Source organism: Hymenobacter sp. BT559, assembly GCF_016427535.1.
GTDB lineage: Bacteria > Bacteroidota > Bacteroidia > Cytophagales > Hymenobacteraceae > Hymenobacter.
In genome coordinates, this window is the sequence record NZ_JAELXV010000005.1 from 352,241 (window position 1) to 369,925 (window position 17,685).

At 60.6% G+C, this 17,685-nt stretch carries 14 protein-coding genes; 7 read left to right on the plus strand and 7 right to left on the minus strand.

Annotated elements, in window-relative coordinates:
• The first annotated feature begins 67 nt into the window (after nucleotides 1-67).
• The 3 genes from JAO77_RS17755 (at nucleotide 68) to JAO77_RS17765 (ending at nucleotide 3,711) form a co-directional block, all read left to right on the plus strand.
• A complete protein-coding gene (locus JAO77_RS17755) occupies nucleotides 68-1,498 on the plus strand; it encodes a circularly permuted type 2 ATP-grasp protein (protein WP_235998493.1) in 1,431 nt (476 codons plus the stop codon).
• A 180-nt stretch (nucleotides 1,499-1,678) separates the two neighbouring features.
• Nucleotides 1,679-2,608, plus strand: a complete 930-nt coding sequence (locus JAO77_RS17760; protein WP_198991743.1) for an alpha-E domain-containing protein — start codon at nucleotides 1,679-1,681, stop codon at nucleotides 2,606-2,608.
• A gap of 128 nt (nucleotides 2,609-2,736) precedes the next feature.
• A complete protein-coding gene (locus JAO77_RS17765) occupies nucleotides 2,737-3,711 on the plus strand; it encodes a transglutaminase family protein (protein ID WP_198991744.1) in 975 nt (324 codons plus the stop codon).
• Nucleotides 3,712-3,804: 93 nt separating this feature from the next.
• Here the strand turns inward: JAO77_RS17765 and JAO77_RS17770 are convergent, their stop codons facing one another.
• From JAO77_RS17770 to JAO77_RS17780, 3 genes are all read right to left on the minus strand, one after another.
• Nucleotides 3,805-5,262: a TonB family protein gene (locus tag JAO77_RS17770; protein ID WP_198991745.1), complete on the minus strand. Its 1,458-nt coding sequence runs from the start codon at nucleotides 5,260-5,262 to the stop codon at nucleotides 3,805-3,807.
• Between the two features lie 245 nt (nucleotides 5,263-5,507).
• A complete protein-coding gene (locus JAO77_RS17775) occupies nucleotides 5,508-6,974 on the minus strand; it encodes a TonB family protein (protein WP_198991746.1) in 1,467 nt (488 codons plus the stop codon).
• Nucleotides 6,971-7,375: a BlaI/MecI/CopY family transcriptional regulator gene (locus JAO77_RS17780; RefSeq protein ID WP_198991747.1), complete on the minus strand. Its 405-nt coding sequence runs from the start codon at nucleotides 7,373-7,375 to the stop codon at nucleotides 6,971-6,973. Before JAO77_RS17780 ends, JAO77_RS17775 begins: the two co-directional genes overlap by 4 nt.
• 228 nt (nucleotides 7,376-7,603) lie before the next feature.
• On the opposite strand from JAO77_RS17780, the gene JAO77_RS17785 reads away from it, so the two are divergent.
• Nucleotides 7,604-8,665: an Ldh family oxidoreductase gene (locus JAO77_RS17785; RefSeq protein ID WP_198991748.1), complete on the plus strand. Its 1,062-nt coding sequence runs from the start codon at nucleotides 7,604-7,606 to the stop codon at nucleotides 8,663-8,665.
• 120 nt (nucleotides 8,666-8,785) lie between these two features.
• Here JAO77_RS17785 and JAO77_RS17790 read toward each other — a convergent pair whose 3' ends face one another.
• Entirely contained in the window at nucleotides 8,786-9,445 is a 660-nt protein-coding gene (locus tag JAO77_RS17790; protein ID WP_198991749.1) for a phosphatase PAP2 family protein, read from the minus strand.
• 361 nt (nucleotides 9,446-9,806) lie between these two features.
• On the minus strand, nucleotides 9,807-11,321 hold the full coding sequence (locus JAO77_RS17795; RefSeq protein WP_198991750.1) for a T9SS type A sorting domain-containing protein: 1,515 nt from the start codon (nucleotides 11,319-11,321) through the stop codon (nucleotides 9,807-9,809).
• Nucleotides 11,322-11,812: 491 nt separating this feature from the next.
• Here JAO77_RS17795 and JAO77_RS17800 point away from each other — a divergent pair, with 491 nt between their 5' ends.
• Both JAO77_RS17800 and JAO77_RS17805 read left to right on the plus strand, forming a co-directional pair.
• The gene (locus tag JAO77_RS17800) at nucleotides 11,813-13,165 is read left to right on the plus strand and encodes an alpha-amylase family glycosyl hydrolase (protein WP_198991751.1); all 1,353 of its coding nucleotides are present in this window, start codon (nucleotides 11,813-11,815) and stop codon (nucleotides 13,163-13,165) included.
• A gap of 154 nt (nucleotides 13,166-13,319) precedes the next feature.
• Nucleotides 13,320-13,649: a DMT family transporter gene (locus JAO77_RS17805; RefSeq protein WP_144847193.1), complete on the plus strand. Its 330-nt coding sequence runs from the start codon at nucleotides 13,320-13,322 to the stop codon at nucleotides 13,647-13,649.
• A 34-nt stretch (nucleotides 13,650-13,683) separates the two neighbouring features.
• Here JAO77_RS17805 and JAO77_RS17810 read toward each other — a convergent pair whose 3' ends face one another.
• On the minus strand, nucleotides 13,684-14,700 hold the full coding sequence (locus tag JAO77_RS17810; protein WP_198991752.1) for an SDR family oxidoreductase: 1,017 nt from the start codon (nucleotides 14,698-14,700) through the stop codon (nucleotides 13,684-13,686).
• 104 nt (nucleotides 14,701-14,804) lie between these two features.
• On the opposite strand from JAO77_RS17810, the gene JAO77_RS17815 reads away from it, so the two are divergent.
• Nucleotides 14,805-15,425, plus strand: coding sequence for a TetR/AcrR family transcriptional regulator (locus JAO77_RS17815; RefSeq protein ID WP_198991753.1), 621 nt, complete (start codon nucleotides 14,805-14,807; stop codon nucleotides 15,423-15,425).
• A gap of 111 nt (nucleotides 15,426-15,536) precedes the next feature.
• Here the strand turns inward: JAO77_RS17815 and JAO77_RS17820 are convergent, their stop codons facing one another.
• Complete coding sequence (locus JAO77_RS17820; protein WP_198991754.1) at nucleotides 15,537-17,558, minus strand: M1 family metallopeptidase; 2,022 nt, start codon at nucleotides 17,556-17,558, stop codon at nucleotides 15,537-15,539.
• Between the last annotated feature and the right edge of the window lie 127 nt (nucleotides 17,559-17,685).

Consider the following 17,685-nt stretch of genomic DNA (forward strand, 5'->3'; position numbering starts at 1 on the left):
AATAGCATTTTCAATCTGAAAGCACCCCTGAATCTATACTACCTACGCCATGCCGAGCAATCCGCTTTTGAGTTCTTACCCCGAGCAGCCCCAGGTATGGGATGAGATGTTTCAGGCCGGTGCGGTGCGGCCCGAATACCAGGCCTTTGTGGCAGCGCTTGAAAACCTAGCTGGCGCAGAAATGACACGCAAGGACGAGTTGGCCAAGAAGCTTTTTATGAGCCAGGGGATTACGTTCACGGTGTATAGCAGCGGTGAGGGGATAGAGAAGATTTTTCCGTTCGATGTTATTCCGCGCATTATCTCCAATAGCGAGTGGCTGCGTATCGAGGCGGGCATCAAGCAGCGGTTGAAGGCGCTAAATATCTTTTTAAAAGATATTTACCACCAGCAGTTTATCTTAAAGGATGGCGTGGTGCCGGCGGCGCTCGTGTACTCGTGCCCGCAGTTTTTGCGCGAAATGATGAATGTGCAGGTGCCGCACGACGTGTACACGCACATTGCGGGTGTGGACCTCATTCGGGACCACGATGGCGAGTTTTACGTGCTTGAGGATAACCTGCGCACGCCCTCCGGGGTGTCGTACATGCTGGAGAATCGCAGCATCACGTACCGCATTTTCCCCGACCTGCTGCCCAAAAGCAACGTGCTGCCGGTCAAAGGCTACCCCGATTTGCTGTACCGCAACTTACAGGCCCTGGCCGACCACCAGACCAGCGACCCCACGGTGGTACTGCTCTCGCCGGGCATCTACAACTCGGCGTATTTTGAGCATAGTACCCTAGCCCGCCTCATGGGCATTCAGCTGGTGGAGGGCCGCGACCTCATCGTGCACAACCACTTTGTGTACATGAAAACCACGAAGGGGCTGGAAAAAGTGGACGTTATCTACCGCCGCGTCGATGATGAGTTTCTCGACCCACTCGCCTTCCGGCCCGACAGCGCCCTCGGCGTGCCGGGCCTGTACTGGGCTTACCGCAAGGGCAACGTCGCCATTGCCAACGCCATGGGCAACGGCGTGGCCGACGACAAAGCCGTGTATTGCTACGTGCCCGACATGATACGCTATTACCTAGGCGAGGAGCCGATTCTGAAAAACGTGCCTACCTACCAGCTCGAAAATGCCGAGCACCGCGAGCTGGTTTTCAAGGACATGGACAAGATGGTGGTTAAGCGCACCAACGAGAGCGGGGGTTACGGCATGCTCATCGGCAGCGCCGCTACGGAGGCCGAGATGGCCGATTTTCGCCAAGCCATTCTGGGCGACCCGCGCAGCTTCATTGCTCAGCCCATTATCAGCCTCTCGTCTACTCCGTGCTACATCGACGGCAAACTGCAACCTAGGCGCATCGACCTGCGGCCGTTTGCGCTGTGCGGGCCTTCGGGCATCGACATTGTGCCCGGCGGGCTCACGCGGGTAGCCCTACGAGAAGGGTCGCTGATTGTGAATTCGTCGCAGGGCGGGGGCAGCAAGGATACGTGGGTGCTGGGGAATTAAGCGCTAGCGTGTAACCCCACCCCCCGGCCCCCTCCCCTCCGGGAGAGGGAAGCCCAATGTAATTCGACAGCTTTTTTACTTATAAACAGCACTTTACTCAAAGCTTACCACTATCGTCAGGCTCCCCCTCTCCCGGAGGGGAGGGGGCCGGGGGGTGGGGTTACACGCTAGCACAACCTTATGCTTTCTCGCGTTGCCGACACTATCTACTGGCTGGGCCGCTACATGGAGCGCACCCAGGCCATGCTGCAGGTTATTCGTATTCAATACATTGCTTCGCAAGACGAGCCGCACTACTGGGGCTGGCTGCCGCTGCTGTATGCCTTCGGCGACCTCAGTGACGAGGACATTGCCAAAAAGGCGCCGCACACGCCACAGGTACTCTACCACCTCATTTTTGACCGCGAAAACGGGGCGTCGGTCTATCATAATATCGTGCGGGGCCGTGAGAATGCGCGCGCCGTACAAGACCACATTACGAAGGAGGTGTGGCAGAGCCTCAATGACTACTACCACCTCATCAGGCGCGACGACATGGCGCACCTTACCCTCGGCGAAGACCCCGTATCGGGCCTCGATGCGCTTACGCAGCAGGGCGTGCTGTATGTGGGCACGGTCCAAAACACTATGCCCCGCGATGAAGGCTACCTCTACCTTAAGCTAGGCAAGTTTCTGGAGCGCGCACTACAAACGGTTGACTTACTGCGCATAAACCAGCATCTATTTGACCAGGAAAACGTGGCGCACTCGCCCGAGCTGCGCTACCTGCTCTACGGTCTGCTGGGCTATGAGCTGTACGTAAAAACCTACCAGGGCCAGATTGACGCCACCAGCGTGCTAGAGCTGGTGCTTTACAATTCAGACTTTCCGCACTCGCTACGCTACAGCCTCGAGCAACTGCTGCGCTACTGCGAGCGCCTCAAGGACAAAAGCCGGCCCGAGAGCTACGAGCAGCTGCGCTTTCTCATTGGCAAGGCGCGCACCACGGTAGCCTACAGCACCATGCATGCACAGCAGCCCGGCGCCCTAGGTCAATTTTTGGGCCAAGTGCGAGGCGAACTGCTGGACGTGACGGCCGCCTTGAGCAACCTGTACTTTGGCAACGGCTAAGGTACCCTAACGCGTCTGTCCTTGCGAGCGCCGGGCAGCAAGCGCACTAAGGATGGCGCGGCTCAATAAGTGCGCTTGCTGCCCGGCCCGGTGCTCGCAAGGACAAAATCGACTTGCTATTTAAACTTATGCCTACCTATAAAATCCTGCATCGCACGCGCTACGCCTACGCCGCGCCAGTTACCGACTGCACCAACCAGCTGATGATATACCCGCTGCCCGACCACCGGCTGACGGTAAAGAGCCACACCGTGAGCATCACGGGGCAGCCGGAGGTAGCGCTGTTCACCGATTATTTCGGCAATCAGGTCGGCGTTTTCTCACTCATTGCGCCGCATTCCGAGCTGCTGATTGAGTCAGTGGCCGAGGTTGAAACGCATGCCATCCAGTTTCCGATGGATGAGGAACCCACCGCTACGCAGTGGGAAAACCTGGCCAACCTGCGCACCGATGTAGCCTTCATGGACTTCCTAAAATCGCCGCATTCGGAGCTGGAGGCCGAGCTGCGGACGGCACTAGGGAGCATTGTCACTTTTGGGGCTAAGCCGCTGAAGCAGGCACTCGAACTCTCCGAATATGTGCACGATAAGTTTGAGTACCGCCAGGGCGTAACCAGCATCGAAACGCCCATCGAAGAAATCTGGCGGCTGCGGGCGGGCGTGTGCCAAGACTTTGCGCACATGCTGCTTTACTTGCTGCGCCTTATGGGGCTGCCGGCCCGCTACGTGAGCGGCTACGTGTGCCCCCGCCAAGAGGGCGTGCGCGGGGCGGGCGCTACTCACGCCTGGGTCGAGGTTTACGTACCGTTCTACGGCTGGCTGGGCCTCGACCCCACCAACAACTGCATCGTCAACGATGGGCACGTGCGCATGGCCATCGGCCGCGAGTTTGCCGACTGCACGCCCACCAAAGGCACTTACAAAGGCACCGGCGCACACACCTTGGAAGTTTCGGTGCACATCGAAAACGGCACCCCTCGCCTACCCGACGAAGTAACCGAGGCGCCGGTGTACGTGCAGCAGTCGCCCGCCGCTGAGGCCCCCGTCAACTCCTATCGCAAGTATCTGCTGTGGGAGCAGCAACAGCAACAACAGCAGCAGTAGTCGAGGTGCCGCGCAATTAAAAGCCCGCCGGGCGAGCCAAAGGGCTTGCCCGGCGGGCTTTATTTCTTCTAGTGGTATTTAGCCACGTAGAGCTTATAGAAATGTTATGGGCACAGTAAAGCTTACTGCAACCGGCTTACCATCTTGCCGGCCGGGCTCAAAGCGGGGTAGCTGCTGTATGGAAGCTAACACAGCATTATCAAGAGCTGGGTTTAAGCCTTTCACAATTTTAGTTTCCCGCACTTCGCCTTTGTCATTCACTAGAAACTGCGCAAGAACGCTGCCTTTTGGAGTATTTCCTTTAGTCATTGATTTTGGATACTCCACGTTTTGCCGAATGGTCTTCACGATAGCTGCTTGCCCACCTCCACCGGGCAATTGCGGCATTTGCTCAACATAAGTATAAATTTTTTGGCCGCTACTGGTCGTGGGCCGTGGAGCAGCTGGCGGTATCGGCACTCGCGTGATAGTCACAACATCCTCACCTGGTTTCTTTCCATAAGTGATATTGACCTGCTGCGTAGTACCCGGCTCATACTTGCCCCCTGTTCGTATAGAGTCTTCGCGCTCAGCTAGGCGTCTTTTACGACCAATATCATCTAGCCAAGCTTTTTGCTGCGCCTCATCAGACACTGGCGCAACTTGAGCCAGCGCCGCGTGGCTACCGAGAAAGAACAACCCACCTAGAGCGGGCAACACGAGCCACTGCTTCCAGCGACGCACGGGAACTTGGTTCTGCAACATAGCAATGCGGGTGAGGGTGAAGGAAAATATGAAGGGCTGAAGAAGTGTGGAATACGCTACCCCACCCAGTTGCTGAGCTGCCAAGCGAGCTAGCAAGGCAGGGTAAACAATGGATTGGGAAGCGCCACCAGCAGCGGCTCGGTCGGCCAGCAGCTCGTGAGTGAGGCGCAGGGCCGGCAGCAGTAAGTGGGCAAAAGGGTTGGGCCAGAGCACAGCCCGCCACGCTTCGAGCCACAGTATATCGAAGGTGTGGCGCTGCTGCACGTGGGCCAGCTCGTGGGTGAGCACGGCGGCAGCTTCGGCAGGCGGTAGGTTGGCCGTTTCATCCCAGAAAACGACCCGGCCGAATGAGCTAGCCGGCAGCTGCCCCCCAGTATAGGCTAGCACGTAGCCGGGCCGCACCTCGCGGGGCAGGCGGTGGGCCAGCCACCACAGCCGCCCTACCTGCCAGGCCAGCCGCCCCAGGCCTAGGGCGACCCCAGCGAGGTAAACGGCCCCAAGCCACTCCCACGCCGACCACCCAACGGAGGGGGCCGCTACTTGCCCAGTCTGCACTACCGGCAGCAGCACCGCCGCTACGCTAGTTTTGCTGGCTGCCATGGCCACAACGGGGCTGTTGAGCCACAGCGGCAAGGCCGGGTGAGGCAGCAAGGGCAGCGCGGCTGCTAGCAGCGGGGCCAGCAGCAAGAAAGCGCGGTTGTAGCCGAAGCAGCGCTCGCCACGCAGCGCCAGCCGGTACACTAGCCATAGGGCACCTAGGGGTAGCAGTGTGCCCGCCAGCCAGGTTAGCAGAAAGGAAATGCTCATAGTTGCGGGTCGGCTTTGGAGGTGGCTTAATCAGGGCGCGGGCGGGGCGTCGAGTTGGGCGGCGTCGAGATTTTCGTCTTGAGCGATGAAGGAAACGAGCCGCCGAAGTAGCCCCGCAGCAGCGTGTGTAGCGGAAAGCGGCGTTAGTTGTCTTGTGCCGCCAGGGCGTGATAGCGGTAGCCGCGCCCCACCGGCTCATAGCTTACTAAGCGCTCTTGCCTTAGTATCCGCACGGTGGTAAACACCTAGGGCTTTTGTGTAAACTGTATCGGAACCGTAAAACTTACGGCCACCGGCTTTCCATCCTGCTTGCCAGGCTCAAAACGAGGTAGTTGCTTGATGGCCTCTATTACTGCATCATCGAAAGCAGGACTCAGGCCTTTCATTATCTTAGCCCCCTGCACCGTGCCGTCAGTGTCCACCGTGAAGTTGGCAAATACCATACCTCTGGGCAGGGTTTCGCCAGGAGCAGCTTTTGGGTACTTAATCTTGCTCGTGATTGCAGCCGAAATAGCCTGCTGCCCACCTCCCCCGGGTAGCGCTGGCATTTGCTCTACATAGGCGTACACTTTTGCGCCGCTTTTGCTGAATTCAGGAGGAAGTGGGTGCGGCTTGGGCACACGTGTAATGGTAACTACATCCCCACCCAGTTTATCCGCGTATTTGATATTAATCTGCTGCACGGTACCCGGCTCAAACTTGCCACCCGTACGCATCGAGTCTTCATGCATTGCCACGCGCACCTTACGATGAAGCTCATCTTTGTCAGCTTTTTGCTGCGCGGCGCTAGGCACTGGCCCGCCTTGCGCAAGGGCTACGTGGCTACCAATGAAAAATAACCCACCTAGGGCAGGAAACACGAGCCACTGCTTCCAGCGGCGCACGGGATTTTGATTCTGCAACATGGCAATGCGGGTAAGGGTGAAGGAAAAGGTGAACGACTGAAGCAAAGGAGAATACGCCGGGCCACTGAGCCGCTGAGCCGCTAGTCGGGCCAGCAGCGTGGGGTAGGCCGCCGGCTGGGCTGCACCGCTGGCCGCCTCGGCATCGGCCAGCAGCTCGTGGGTGAGGCGCAGGGCCGGCAGCAGTAAGTGGGCAAAAGGGTTGGGCCAGAGCACAGCCCGCCACGCTTCGAGCCACAGTATATCGAAGGTGTGGCGCTGCTGCACGTGGGCCAGCTCGTGGGTGAGCACGGCGGCAGCTTCGGCAGGCGGTAGGTTGGCCGTTTCATCCCAGAAAACGACCCGGCCGAATGAGCTAGCCGGCAGCTGCCCCCCGGTGTAGGCTAGCACGTAGCCGGACCGCACCTCGCGGGGCAGGCGGCGGGCTAGCCACCACAGCCGCCCTACCTGCCAGGCCAGCCGCCCCAGGCCTAGGGCGACCCCAGCGAGGTAAACGGCCCCAAGCCACTCCCACGCCGACCACCCAACGGAGGGGGCCGCTACTTGCCCAGTCTGCACTACCGGCAGCAGCACCGCCGCTACGCTAGTTTTGCTGGCTGCCATGGCCACAACGGGGCTGTTGAGCCATAGCGGCAAGGCCGGGTGAGGCAGCAAGGGCAGTGCGGCTGCTAGCAGCGGGGCCAGCAGCAAGAACGCGCGGTTATAGCCGAAGCAGCGCTCGCCACGCAGCGCCAGCCGGTATACCAGCCACAGGGTACCTAGGGGTAGCAACGTGCCCACCAGCCAGGTTAGTAGAAAGGGCGCGTTCACGGCTGTGGGTCGGTTTCGGGGGTGGCGGCATCGGCGTCGGCCTGGGCCTGGCGCAGCAAGGCATCGAGCTGGGCGGCATCGAGGTTTTCGTCTTGGGCGAAGAAGGAAACGAGCTGCGTAAACGAGCCGCCGAAGTAGCCCCGCAGCAGCTTGCGCAGCGAAAAGCGGCGGTAGTCGTCTTGCGCCACTAGGGCGTGATAGCGGTAGCCGCGCCCCACCGGCTCGTAGCCCACAAAGCCTTTTTGCTCCAGTATCCGCACGATGGTGCTCACGGTGGTAAGGGCCGGCTGGGGCGCGGGCAGGTCAGTTAACACGTCTTTCACGGCGCTGGGGCCACGCCGCCAGAGAATTTGCATTACCTGCTCTTCGGCGCGAGTGAGTTCAGGAAAGGGAGTAGACATAAAAACTTGATTTGCTTGACAAAACGAAGTACGTACATTTTCAACGTAAATATTAGTTTATAACTAATATTTACGTTGAAAATGCGTATAATATTGATTTACAGACAATAAATTTTTATATAAACTACTTAATCTCCAAAGTCTTTTAAGAAGGCCAGTAGGTTTGTATTTCATCAATCCTCCCCTTGCGTCGCGCTGACGCGGACTATCGGGCAGTTTGTTTCCGCTATGACGTTTTCCTATCAACAGCTTTTCACCTTCGCCGAGCAGGTATTCTTAAGTATCGGCTGCCCGCCTGCTGATGCCACGTTAGCCACCGAAACCCTGCTTTCGGCCGATTTGCGGGGCGTGGACTCGCACGGCGTGGCGCGGCTTTCGGGCTACGTGCGCCTCTGGGAGGCAGGCCGCATCAATGCCACCCCTAGGGTGGGCGTCACCTACGAAACGCCCAGCACGGCCGTGGTTGATGGCGACGGTGGCTTGGGGCTCGTAGTGGGGCCGAAAGCCATGCGCGTGGCCATGCAAAAAGCCGAGCAGGTGGGCACTGGCTGGGTGTCGGTGAAGAACTCCAACCACTTCGGCATTGCGGGCTACCACGCCATGCTGGCCCTGGCTCAGGACATGATAGGCGTGGCTATGACCAACGCCTCGCCGCTCGTGGCGCCCACTTACTCGCTTGAGCGGCTCCTAGGTACCAACCCCATCGCGGTGGCCGTGCCGGCCGGCGAGCAGCCCGATTTTGTGCTCGACATGGCCACTACCACGGCCGCCAACGGCAAGCTCGAAATCGCGCAGCGCAAAAACCTACCCATCCCCGAAGGCTGGGCCCAAGATGCTGAAGGCCGCCCCAGCACTGATGCCAATGCCGTGAAAAACGGCGGCGCGTTGCAGCCCCTAGGTGGCGCCACCGGCTCGCACAAGGGCTACGGCTTGGGCGCGGTGGTCGACATCTTTTCGGCCGTACTCAGCGGCGCCAACTATGGGCCGTGGGTGCCGCCCTTCGTAGCTTTCTTGCAGCCCTCGGCCAACCCCGTGGGTCAAGGCCTAGGTCACTTCTTCGGCGCAATGCGCGTCGATGCCTTTCGGCCGGCCGATGAATTTAAAAGCCACATGGATAACTGGATAACGACTTTCCGCGAAGCCAAGGCCGTGGAAAATCAGCGCGTGCTCATCCCCGGTGACCCCGAGCGCGAGATGGCCGCCCACCGGCTGCTCGAAGGCCTGCCGCTGCTCGATGCTGTAGTGAAAGATTTGGAAGCCGTGGGCGCAAAGTTTGGAGTAAAGCTATAATACTTATAGGCAGCTAATTGCGTAAAACCAACTGTCATGCTGAGCGCAGCGAAGCATCTCTGCTGCCTCGTTAGACGGTGCGATAGAGATGCTTCGCTGCGCTCAGCATGACAGTTGGTTTTAGGCTAGCCTCGATTTGGAAACGGACGCGACATTCCGCGCGGCCCACAATTGCACCAGCAGCACCCAGCCTACGGCGCTGCTCCAGCCAGCCAATACATCAGAAGGAAAATGCACCCCTAGGTACATGCGCGCCCAGCCTACACTTAGCGCAAACAAGGGCGCTAGAGCCCACCACTTGCGCCGGTGGGGCGGCGTGATAAAAAATAGTGCGGCCGCCAGCGCAGCCGTATCCATGGCGTGGCCGCTCGGGAAGCTGAACGTGTGCTCGGGCCGCAAGCTGGGCCAGAGGTCGGGCCGCGGGCGCTCGGCTATTCGCTTGATAACCTGCGTGAGCAGCATCGAGCCGCCCACGCCCAGCGCAAATAGCCAGGCCTCGCGCCGACGACCGGCGTAGGCTAGCGCGGCGGTGGTGAGCACACCGGCCGCTATCATTGGGCCAGTGTTGCCCACGATGGTAAAAAACACGGCCACCCGGTCGAGCACCGGCGTGGCGGCGCGGTGCAGCGCCAGCAGCACCGGCGCATCGAAGGGTACACTACCCCGTCCGAATACAAGCGCTGCCATTGTGCCAAATGTGCCCCAGGCCAGATTAGCGGGCAGCCATAGGCTGCGTGGGCGACTAGCAGTGGCGGCTAACGAGGGCGAAGTAGCAGGCATAACGGGCAGGTAAGCAAGCTGCTTACGCAAAAGCTCGGCAGACAGCGGCGAGAGCGGCGTTATTTCATTAGGTTGCTTCCGTTTTTGCCCAAAGCCTTGCTGAACAGTAGGCGTGTTACCCGGCCAGGCCACGCTACCGGGGCGGCAGTAGCGGCTTTATTCCCAAGAGAGCAGCGTAGCTCCTCTACCCTTCTAGGCTACCCCAGTGCAGCACGCAGCTGCTGCCACATACGCTAATTAGCCAGCAAAAGCGGATAGAGAGGCCGGGAAAGGCACCTCCATTCGCTTTTGCTGGCTATTAAACATCGTAGGCTATCGAGTGGCATCCGCTACGCGGCTGGCTCGCAGCCGGCCACAGGGGCTATTCTTTGTGCAGGCGCAGGGCCTGGCGAAGCGGCGTGCCATCGGCCTGCGGGCCCGTTACCAGTACCGTGAACAGGCCGGGAACTACAGAGCTCAGGTCGAGGCGCTGGGGCTGCCCCCCGGCAAGCAGCATGCGCTGCACCTGGCGGCCTGTAGCGTCAAGTACCAGTACTTGGTAGCTAGCCGTGGCGGGCAGAGCGCTCAGGTCGAGGGTAGTGCTGGCTTGGGCGGGGTTGGGATACAGGCTGAGGCTGGCTGCCCCGGCTGCATTAGCAACACCTAGGCGCACCGGGCGCACCGGCGAGTAGGTGGCCGTGCCATCGAGGTCTACCTGGCGCAAGCGGTAGTACACCAGACCGGCCGGCTGCGCGCCCAGGCCTTGCTCGTCTACAAAGGCGTAGGTAGTGGTCGTCGCCTTCATACCCTGGCCGGCTACGCGGCCCAGCGGCGCGTAGGTAGCGCCGTCGAAGCTGCGCTCTACTTCAAAATAAGCGTTGTTTACCTCCGTGGCAGTAGCCCAGGCCAGCTGTGCGCTGCGGCCACCGGGGGCCGCCTGCGCCGTAAACTCGACCAGCCGCACCGGTAGCGGGGCTATGCTAGCAGCCGTGTTGGCCGTAGTGGCTGTGCGCGTCGATACGCTGATAAGCCAGCCATCGCCGAGGTGGGTGGTGGCATTATCGCCGTGGATAGTCCCGCCGCTCGCCGCCGGGCGCAGGTACAGCCGGAACACCAGCGTGGTAATGCCTTGGCTTGGCGTCGTTACCAGCACCGAGCCGCTAGCGGCTCCGCTGCCCGTGGTACCGTCGGGCTGCGCCGCGTTGTTGAGAATCTGGGTGCTGTTGACCGTCAGTTCAGTCGAGCCGCTGAGCTCCGATAGCGTCAAGCCCTTGGTCAGGAGGTCTAATTCGGTGGTGTAGCCCGTTTTGACGCCGCCCGTGGTGAACGAGCCGCCCAGGCCCGTGAGGTGCACTACCGGGTTGACTACCGCCCGGTTGAAGGTGAGGGTCAGGTCGGCATACTGGTAGCGGGCCGTGTTGGCGGGCAGGGTGGCGGGCAGCGGCTCGATAGAGGTAAATACCTCCGCCCCGCTGTTGGCCGCCACGTCGATGCCGCCCGCCACGCCGCTGGCCGAGGTGTAGTTGGCATTGCTAGAGCCGCCCACGGCATTGAGCAGCGGCAGCAGCGCGAAAGCCGGGGCCGTGCCGCTTGTAGTAGACAACCCCGCACCGAAAGCCACGCCGGCCCCGTTGGCAATGCGGCTGGTGGGCAGCGTAAACTGCTGGTTGCTGAGCGCGAACGTGGTGGTGACGGCCGGCGAATAAGCCGTCATCGTATTGCTGGTAGGGTTAGTCGTGTTGTTTTGGAAAGTAACCAGCTGATTGGCGGCTGTGGGGCCGCTGGCCGTAGAGTTGCCCGCGCCGGGGGCAAACTCCAGAGTAGGCGTCTGGGCCTGGGCGGCGGTGGCACCCAGCGTAGCGAGCAAAAGCAAAAAGGAGCGGAAAGCGATAGCCATAACCTGAGATAGCGTAAAGATTTTGCGAGAAGGGAGCGGGATAAGAATCAGGAGCTTTTGCTGGTCGCCCGTAGCGAGCCCATTTCAAAAACTCTTCTCTATTGAATTTATATAACTTTTTATCAGCGCCTTGCGATGACATTACAAAAGTAATTTCCGCCCCAGCCTGCCTTTTCTCTTTCTCGCTCAACCCAGCCTTCTATACCGCGAACCGCTAGATTTAGTAAGCGAAGAATAGCGAGGGTTAGCTGGGCCCAGCCGGTCCCGCGCCTACCCGCCGGGGGCCGTTATTTTGCCACGCCGCGCTGCCCTTGCTTTTTTGTACAAAACCTCGCCACGGCGCACCTGCCGCGCCCGCTTACCTGGGCCGATGCCCCTTAGCCACAGCAGCCCGGCAGCGGCTAAGGGGCAGCGCTAGCCATCCTTCCCGCGTATAGCACGCTCTACCTTTCTTTTTGCGCGGGCTAGCTCGGCCACGCGCCTTTTCGCTTATGTCCGACGCGCACCCGCACGCCCACCGCTTCACCGTAGCTCACCCCGAATGGGCCGCCACCGCCACGATTTACGAAGTAAATGTGCGCAACTACACGCCTGAGGGCACTTTTCGGGCTTTCGAGACGCACCTGCCGCGCCTGGCAAAAATGGGCGTCGTTATTGTGTGGCTGATGCCGATTCACCCCATCGGGCAGGTGGGGCGCAAGGGCAGCCTAGGTTCGCCCTACGCAGTGCAAGACTACTATGGGGTAAACCCAGAGTTTGGCACCCTAGACGACCTCAAGCACCTCGTGCAAACGGCCCACGACCTAGGGCTGAAAGTCATCCTCGACTGGGTGGCCAACCACACCAGCCGCGACAATGCCCTGATACAGCAGCACCCCGAGTGGTACCAGCACGATGCGGCCGGCGAGCTAGTGCCGCCCGTGGCCGACTGGACCGATGTGGTCGCCTTCGACTACACCAACCGCGAGCTGCGCCAGTACATGACCGACGCACTCTGCTATTGGATGCGTGAAGCCAATATCGACGGCTACCGCTGCGACGTGGCCGGCCTGGTACCTACCGACTTTTGGGACGAGGCCCGCCCCGCGCTCGACGCCATTAAGCCCGTATTTATGCTGGCTGAGTGGGACGAGCTTTATCCCTCAGGCGGCCTCAGCTGGGAGGAGTTCAACTCCGAAACCCAGCTGCTGGAACGGGCCTTTAACATGACCTTCGGCCTGCGCCTACACTATCTGCTCGACCACATTGCCGAGGGCAAAGCCGACCTAGGCGACATCGACGCGTACCTGGCCGCCGAGCGCGAAAAGTACCCGCCCAGCGTGTACCTCATGCACTTCATCAGCAACCACGACGTGAACTCCTGGGATGGCACCGAGTACGAGCGCCTAGGGCCACTGGCGCTGCCCTTCGCCGTGCTCACGGCCCTGCTGCCAGGTATGCCCCTGCTCTACTCGGGCCAGGAAGCTGCGTTGAACAAGCGGCTCGAATTTTTCGAGCGCGACACAATAGACTGGCAGGATTTTCCGCTGCAGGGTTTCTACACTAAGCTTTTGCAGCTCAAAAAGCGCCACCCCGCTCTGCGCAATGGCGACCCCGGCAGCCGCTTCCAGCGCCTCACGGGGCCGGCCGGTCTCTATGGCTTCGTGCGCGAAAAGGGCGGCTCGGCTATCATCGTACTCATCAACGCCACGGCCGAGCCGCTGGAGCTGCCGGGCCAAAAAACGGTCGTCAATCCGCAAAAGGGCTTGTTCGATGTGTTCAGCGGCGAGCAGCTAACGCTGGCGCAGGCCAAGGCGCGCACCGTGCCCGCCCACGGCTACCGCGTGCTGCGCACCCGCGATTAACGCTATCATCCATAAGCGCCTACTAACGTTGGTTATACAAAGCGCAGCGAAGCATCTGGCGTGGTGTAGTAAACCTAGGTGCCTGAGTTTACTGCACCACGCGAGTTGCTTCGCTGCGCGCTGCCTGACAGCCTGTATTTCCCTCCCCTACCCCATGCCCTACGTCTTCCTTTTTCTGGCCATCATCAGCGAGGTCATCGGTACTTCTGCCTTGGCGGCCTCGAACCAGTTCACCAAGCTCGTGCCCAGCCTCATTACGGTGGCGGGCTATGGCCTAGGGTTCTACTTTTTCAGCTTTGCGCTCAAGAGCATTCCGATGGGCGTGGCGTATGCCATCTGGGGCGGCGTGGGCATTGTGCTGGTCACGATTATCGGCTTCGTTTTTCTCAAGCAAAAGCTTGATTTCCCAGCCTTAGCCGGCATTGCGCTCATCGTCATCGGTGTGCTCGTGATGCAGCTTTTCTCCAAGACGATTTCGCATTAGCCTTGCGGTAGCTTTATTGAGTAAACCCGCGCTATTAATCCTCTAGCACTGCCTCCAGCGTCAGTACCTGCCCGCCAATTTGCCGGAGGCGGGCCAGGTATGTAGCAGGCTCCAGGAGCTGGTACGGGAAGTACAGCCCCGGCGGCACCGCGGGCTGGCCATCCAGGCCGAGCAGCCGCTCTAGCAGCAGGGCCACGCCAAGGCCCGTCAAGGGCATTTGCCCCTGCGGATGCACCACCGCGTGCCGGGTACGCAGCGGCTGCCCCGCGTGGTCTTCGCCGGCGAGGTCGATGAGAATTTCAGTAGACATAGGCCCGCCCTGGCGGCGGGTAGAGCTGACGCCCAGCGCCAATTGAAACTGCACATTGGGTGCGCCGGTGGCCGTGGCTAGACCGAGCACGTCGTAGAAGGAGAAAATGTCGGCTGGTTGCTCGGTGCCGTCTACGGCGCGAAACGAGGTTTTATTCTCGTCGCCTGCTTGCCAGATAAAGGCCCCGTCGCGCCGCACCAGCGCCGCGGGCATGGTTTTATTTTGGCGCTCGAAGTCCGCGAAGCCGGCCGGGCCCGTGGCGTCTTGCTCATCGAGCAGCGCGCCAATCGTGATGGCGTGCACCCGGCTGAATGTCTTTGCAAATTCCAGCGTGGGAATAGTAGTAGCGCCGACCAGCCACTCCGTACCCAGCACCACGGGGGCCGCCTGCGGCTGGTGCATGTAGGTGGCTACCTCAGGGCCCATCTCGAAGATGCCCGCCGAAATGCTCAGGTGCGGCACGCCGCGGGCCTGAGCAAACCGCAGTGCGGCCAGTTGGTGGTCGGTAAAGAAAACCACCACGGCACTCACGGGGCGCTGGCCTAGTCCTAGGTCTTCCGCAGCAAGATTGAGCGCGATGCCTTCGGCGCTGGGCACCGCGGCCGCGGCTTCCTGCGCCTTGGTCAGGTCGCGGCCGCCCAGCAGCAGGGGTACGTTGGGGTGGGCCTCGTGCAACAAGTGGGCTACCCAGCGGCCCACCGTGCCCGAGCCACCAACCAAAAGAATGGGATGTTGTGTCATGAGAGATGCGAACAGGTAGTGATTACTTTTGACAAAGATAACCTACCATTAGTAAGTTACCAATAGTAAGTTACTTAATATTCTCGAAGGAGACTATGCTAGTTATGGCTCAACCCTCAGAAAAAGAAGCGTTTAAACCCACTGCCAGCAGACTATCAAAAGAGAGCCGTCGGCAACAACTGCTTGACACGGCCCTCGTTATTATCCGCAAGGAGGGGGCCGACCGCCTTACCCTAGGGCACCTAGCCACCCGGGCCGGCGTGTCGAAGCCCATTACCTACGAGCATTTCAGCACCCGTCTAGGGCTACTGACCGCGCTCTATAAGCTGCTAGATGAGCAGCAATTGCAGGCTTTGCAGGAAGCCCTAACGCGCGTTCAGGATAATTTGCGGGACACGGCCGACGTACTTGCCACAGCCTACATTCACTGCGCTGTTGACACGGGCGGCGAGCTACACGCGGTAAGGGCCGCGCTGGCAGGCAGCGAGGAAATGGGCGCGGTGCAGCAGGAGCTGCTGGCCGGTTATGTACAGCTGTTCAGTGCTACCCTGGCGCCCCACAGCTCGCTACTCCCAGCCGCACTGCACAGATGCTGCGTCGGGCTGGTTGGCGCCGGAGAAGCCCTCTGCGCACTCATGCTGAGCGGGCAGAGCAGCGAGCAGGAAGCGGCCATCGCCTTTTCCGCCCTCATTCGGGGCGGCCTCTCGGTATCTTCTCAGTCATGAACCTAGAGCCTGCCCAGTCGCCTTCAGGCCCTAGGCGCGCTACCTTATTAAAAACAAAAAGGCCTTTCACGCTAGCGTGAAAGGCCTTTTTATTGTGAAGAAGCGTGCAGTTTACTCAGCCAGCTTCTGTGCCCGCCAGGTGTTGTTGCTCCGGTTTACGTCGGGTAAAATGTTAGTCGGGTTCAGCACTACCTGCGTGAGCGGCGAGGTGGTGCTGGTGCGGAAAGTCCAGGTGCCGCCGCGCTGCCAGATTTCGACGGGCAGGCGCACGGTGGTTTTCTTGCCGTTGGTTTCCGTGATTTCGGCGGTCACGGGCATGGCGGCCTGGCCTTTGTTTTCGATGGTGATGAGGGCGCCCTTGGTGGGGTCCTGGTTCACGTAGGCTACCGAGTTTACGGCCTGGTCGAGCAGCCAGTTCTCGAAGAACCACTCGTGGTAGAACCAGCTCAGGTCTTCGCCGGCCACCTCGTTCATGGTGCGGAAGAAGTCGCGCGGCTGCGGGTGCTTGAAGGCCCAGCGCTTGATGTAGGTGCGGAAGGCGTAGTCGAAGCGCTCGGGGCCCAGGATTTCCTGGCGCAGCAAGTACAGGCCGTAGCCGGTTTTGGAGTAGGCGGCGTAGCCTAGGTTGCGGCTCTGCGTCACGTCGGGCACGGTGTAGGGCACGTCGGCCTCGGGGGCGTACATGGCGCGGGTCACGCCGGGTGCAATGCGGTTGGCTACGTCGCCCTGCTCTTTATACTCGCCGTTGTTGAAGTCTTGGCTGCTCAAGATGTTGATAAAGGTGTTGAAACCTTCGTCCATCCAGGGGTATTTGCGCTCGTTCGAGCCCACTATCATCGGGAACCAATTGTGGCCAAACTCGTGGTCGGTTACGCCCCACAGGCTGCCCTTCTTGGCGCGCACGCCGCAGAATACGATGCCCGGGTATTCCATGCCGCCTACTACGCCAGCCACGTTGGTGGCCACGGGGTAGGTGTACTCGTACCACTGCTTCGAGTTGTATTCGATGCTCTTCTTCACGTATTCGGTCGAGCGGCCCCAGGCCGAGTCCTGCGCTACTTCGGCGGGGTACAGCGACATGGCCAGCGACTTGCGGCCGCTGGGCAGGTTCATTTTGGCGGCATCCCACACGAAGGCGGCCGAGGCGGCCCAAGCCACATCGCGGGCCTGCTGGCACTTAAAGTGCCAGGTGAGGCGGCCGTTGCGGCCGGCCGGGCGCGAGCTGGCCTGCGTCACCTCGTCGGCGCCGCGCACGATTACGGTTTTGTCAGAAGTAGCGGCCTGGGCTAGGCGCTGCACTTGCTTGGCCGTCAGCACTTCGGCGCCGTTCACGAGTTGGCCCGAGCCACCCACTAGATAGTTGGCGGGCACGTTGAGGGTGTAGTCGAAGTTGCCGTAGTCGAGGTAAAACTCGGCCGACATATAAGGCAGCGTATTCCAGCCCGAAATGTCGTCGTACACGGCCATGCGCGGGTACCACTGCGCCACCTCGAATATTTCGCCATTGGGAGTTTTGAGGCGCCCTAGGCGGTCGGCCCCGTACTCAGGGATGTTGAAGCCGTAGGCAATGGTGATTTTGAGCTTGTCGCCCTTGGGCTTCATGGCCTCGGGCAAGATGATTTGCAGGCGCGTATCGCTCACGCGATAGCTGGCTTTCAGCTTCTTGCCGTGCAGCTCGATGTTCACCGACTGCAGCGAATCGCCGCCCTGGAAGCCCCGCGCCGAGTTGCCGAAGCGCCCGCCGCCGATGGGCGTGGCCGCTGCCCCGCGCGAGTCGTTGCGAAACAGATTCTGGTCTACTTGCAGCCACACGAAGGGCAGTTCGTCGGGGCTGTTGTTGGTGTAAGTAATGGTGGCGGTAGCCGTTACGCGAGCAGCCTTCTCATCAAGGTTGGCCGCGATTTGGTAGTCAGCCGCGTTTTGCCAGTAGGTAGCGCCGGGCTTGCCGCCGCCGGTGCGGGTGCTAGGCGCCGGCTGGTCGAGATAGTCGGGCTGAAACAGCGCCCGCGCATCGTAGGGCGGCATATTGGCCGGGGGCGGCGGGGGTGGCGGCGTGCGTTGGGCCTGGGCCGTGGCCGCGCCGAGCAGCAGCGCTGCGCCAGCCAGCAGCCGGGTAATAGAGGGTTTGGTCATGAAAAATAGGGGGATTGGGCGATAAGCGAGCCGCTAGATAAGGTTTGGGGGCGCAAGAAACGTCTGCCTAGGTTAGCGGTTGATAAAGACAGTGCGCCAACCGCCGCGGTTGCAGGTGCACTGGCAT

Coding starts and splice junctions, on each gene's coding strand:
- JAO77_RS17770 (WP_198991745.1), bottom strand. CDS start 5,262: ATGAGCATTTCCTTTCTGCTAACCTGGCTGGCGGGCACACTGCTACCC.
- JAO77_RS17760 (WP_198991743.1), top strand. CDS start 1,679: ATGCTTTCTCGCGTTGCCGACACTATCTACTGGCTGGGCCGCTACATG.
- JAO77_RS17820 (WP_198991754.1), bottom strand. CDS start 17,558: ATGACCAAACCCTCTATTACCCGGCTGCTGGCTGGCGCAGCGCTGCTG.
- JAO77_RS17790 (WP_198991749.1), bottom strand. CDS start 9,445: ATGCCTGCTACTTCGCCCTCGTTAGCCGCCACTGCTAGTCGCCCACGC.
- JAO77_RS17780 (WP_198991747.1), bottom strand. CDS start 7,375: ATGTCTACTCCCTTTCCTGAACTCACTCGCGCCGAAGAGCAGGTAATG.
- JAO77_RS17805 (WP_144847193.1), top strand. CDS start 13,320: ATGCCCTACGTCTTCCTTTTTCTGGCCATCATCAGCGAGGTCATCGGT.
- JAO77_RS17795 (WP_198991750.1), bottom strand. CDS start 11,321: ATGGCTATCGCTTTCCGCTCCTTTTTGCTTTTGCTCGCTACGCTGGGT.
- JAO77_RS17765 (WP_198991744.1), top strand. CDS start 2,737: ATGCCTACCTATAAAATCCTGCATCGCACGCGCTACGCCTACGCCGCG.
- JAO77_RS17810 (WP_198991752.1), bottom strand. CDS start 14,700: ATGACACAACATCCCATTCTTTTGGTTGGTGGCTCGGGCACGGTGGGC.
- JAO77_RS17815 (WP_198991753.1), top strand. CDS start 14,805: ATGGCTCAACCCTCAGAAAAAGAAGCGTTTAAACCCACTGCCAGCAGA.
- JAO77_RS17800 (WP_198991751.1), top strand. CDS start 11,813: ATGTCCGACGCGCACCCGCACGCCCACCGCTTCACCGTAGCTCACCCC.
- JAO77_RS17785 (WP_198991748.1), top strand. CDS start 7,604: ATGACGTTTTCCTATCAACAGCTTTTCACCTTCGCCGAGCAGGTATTC.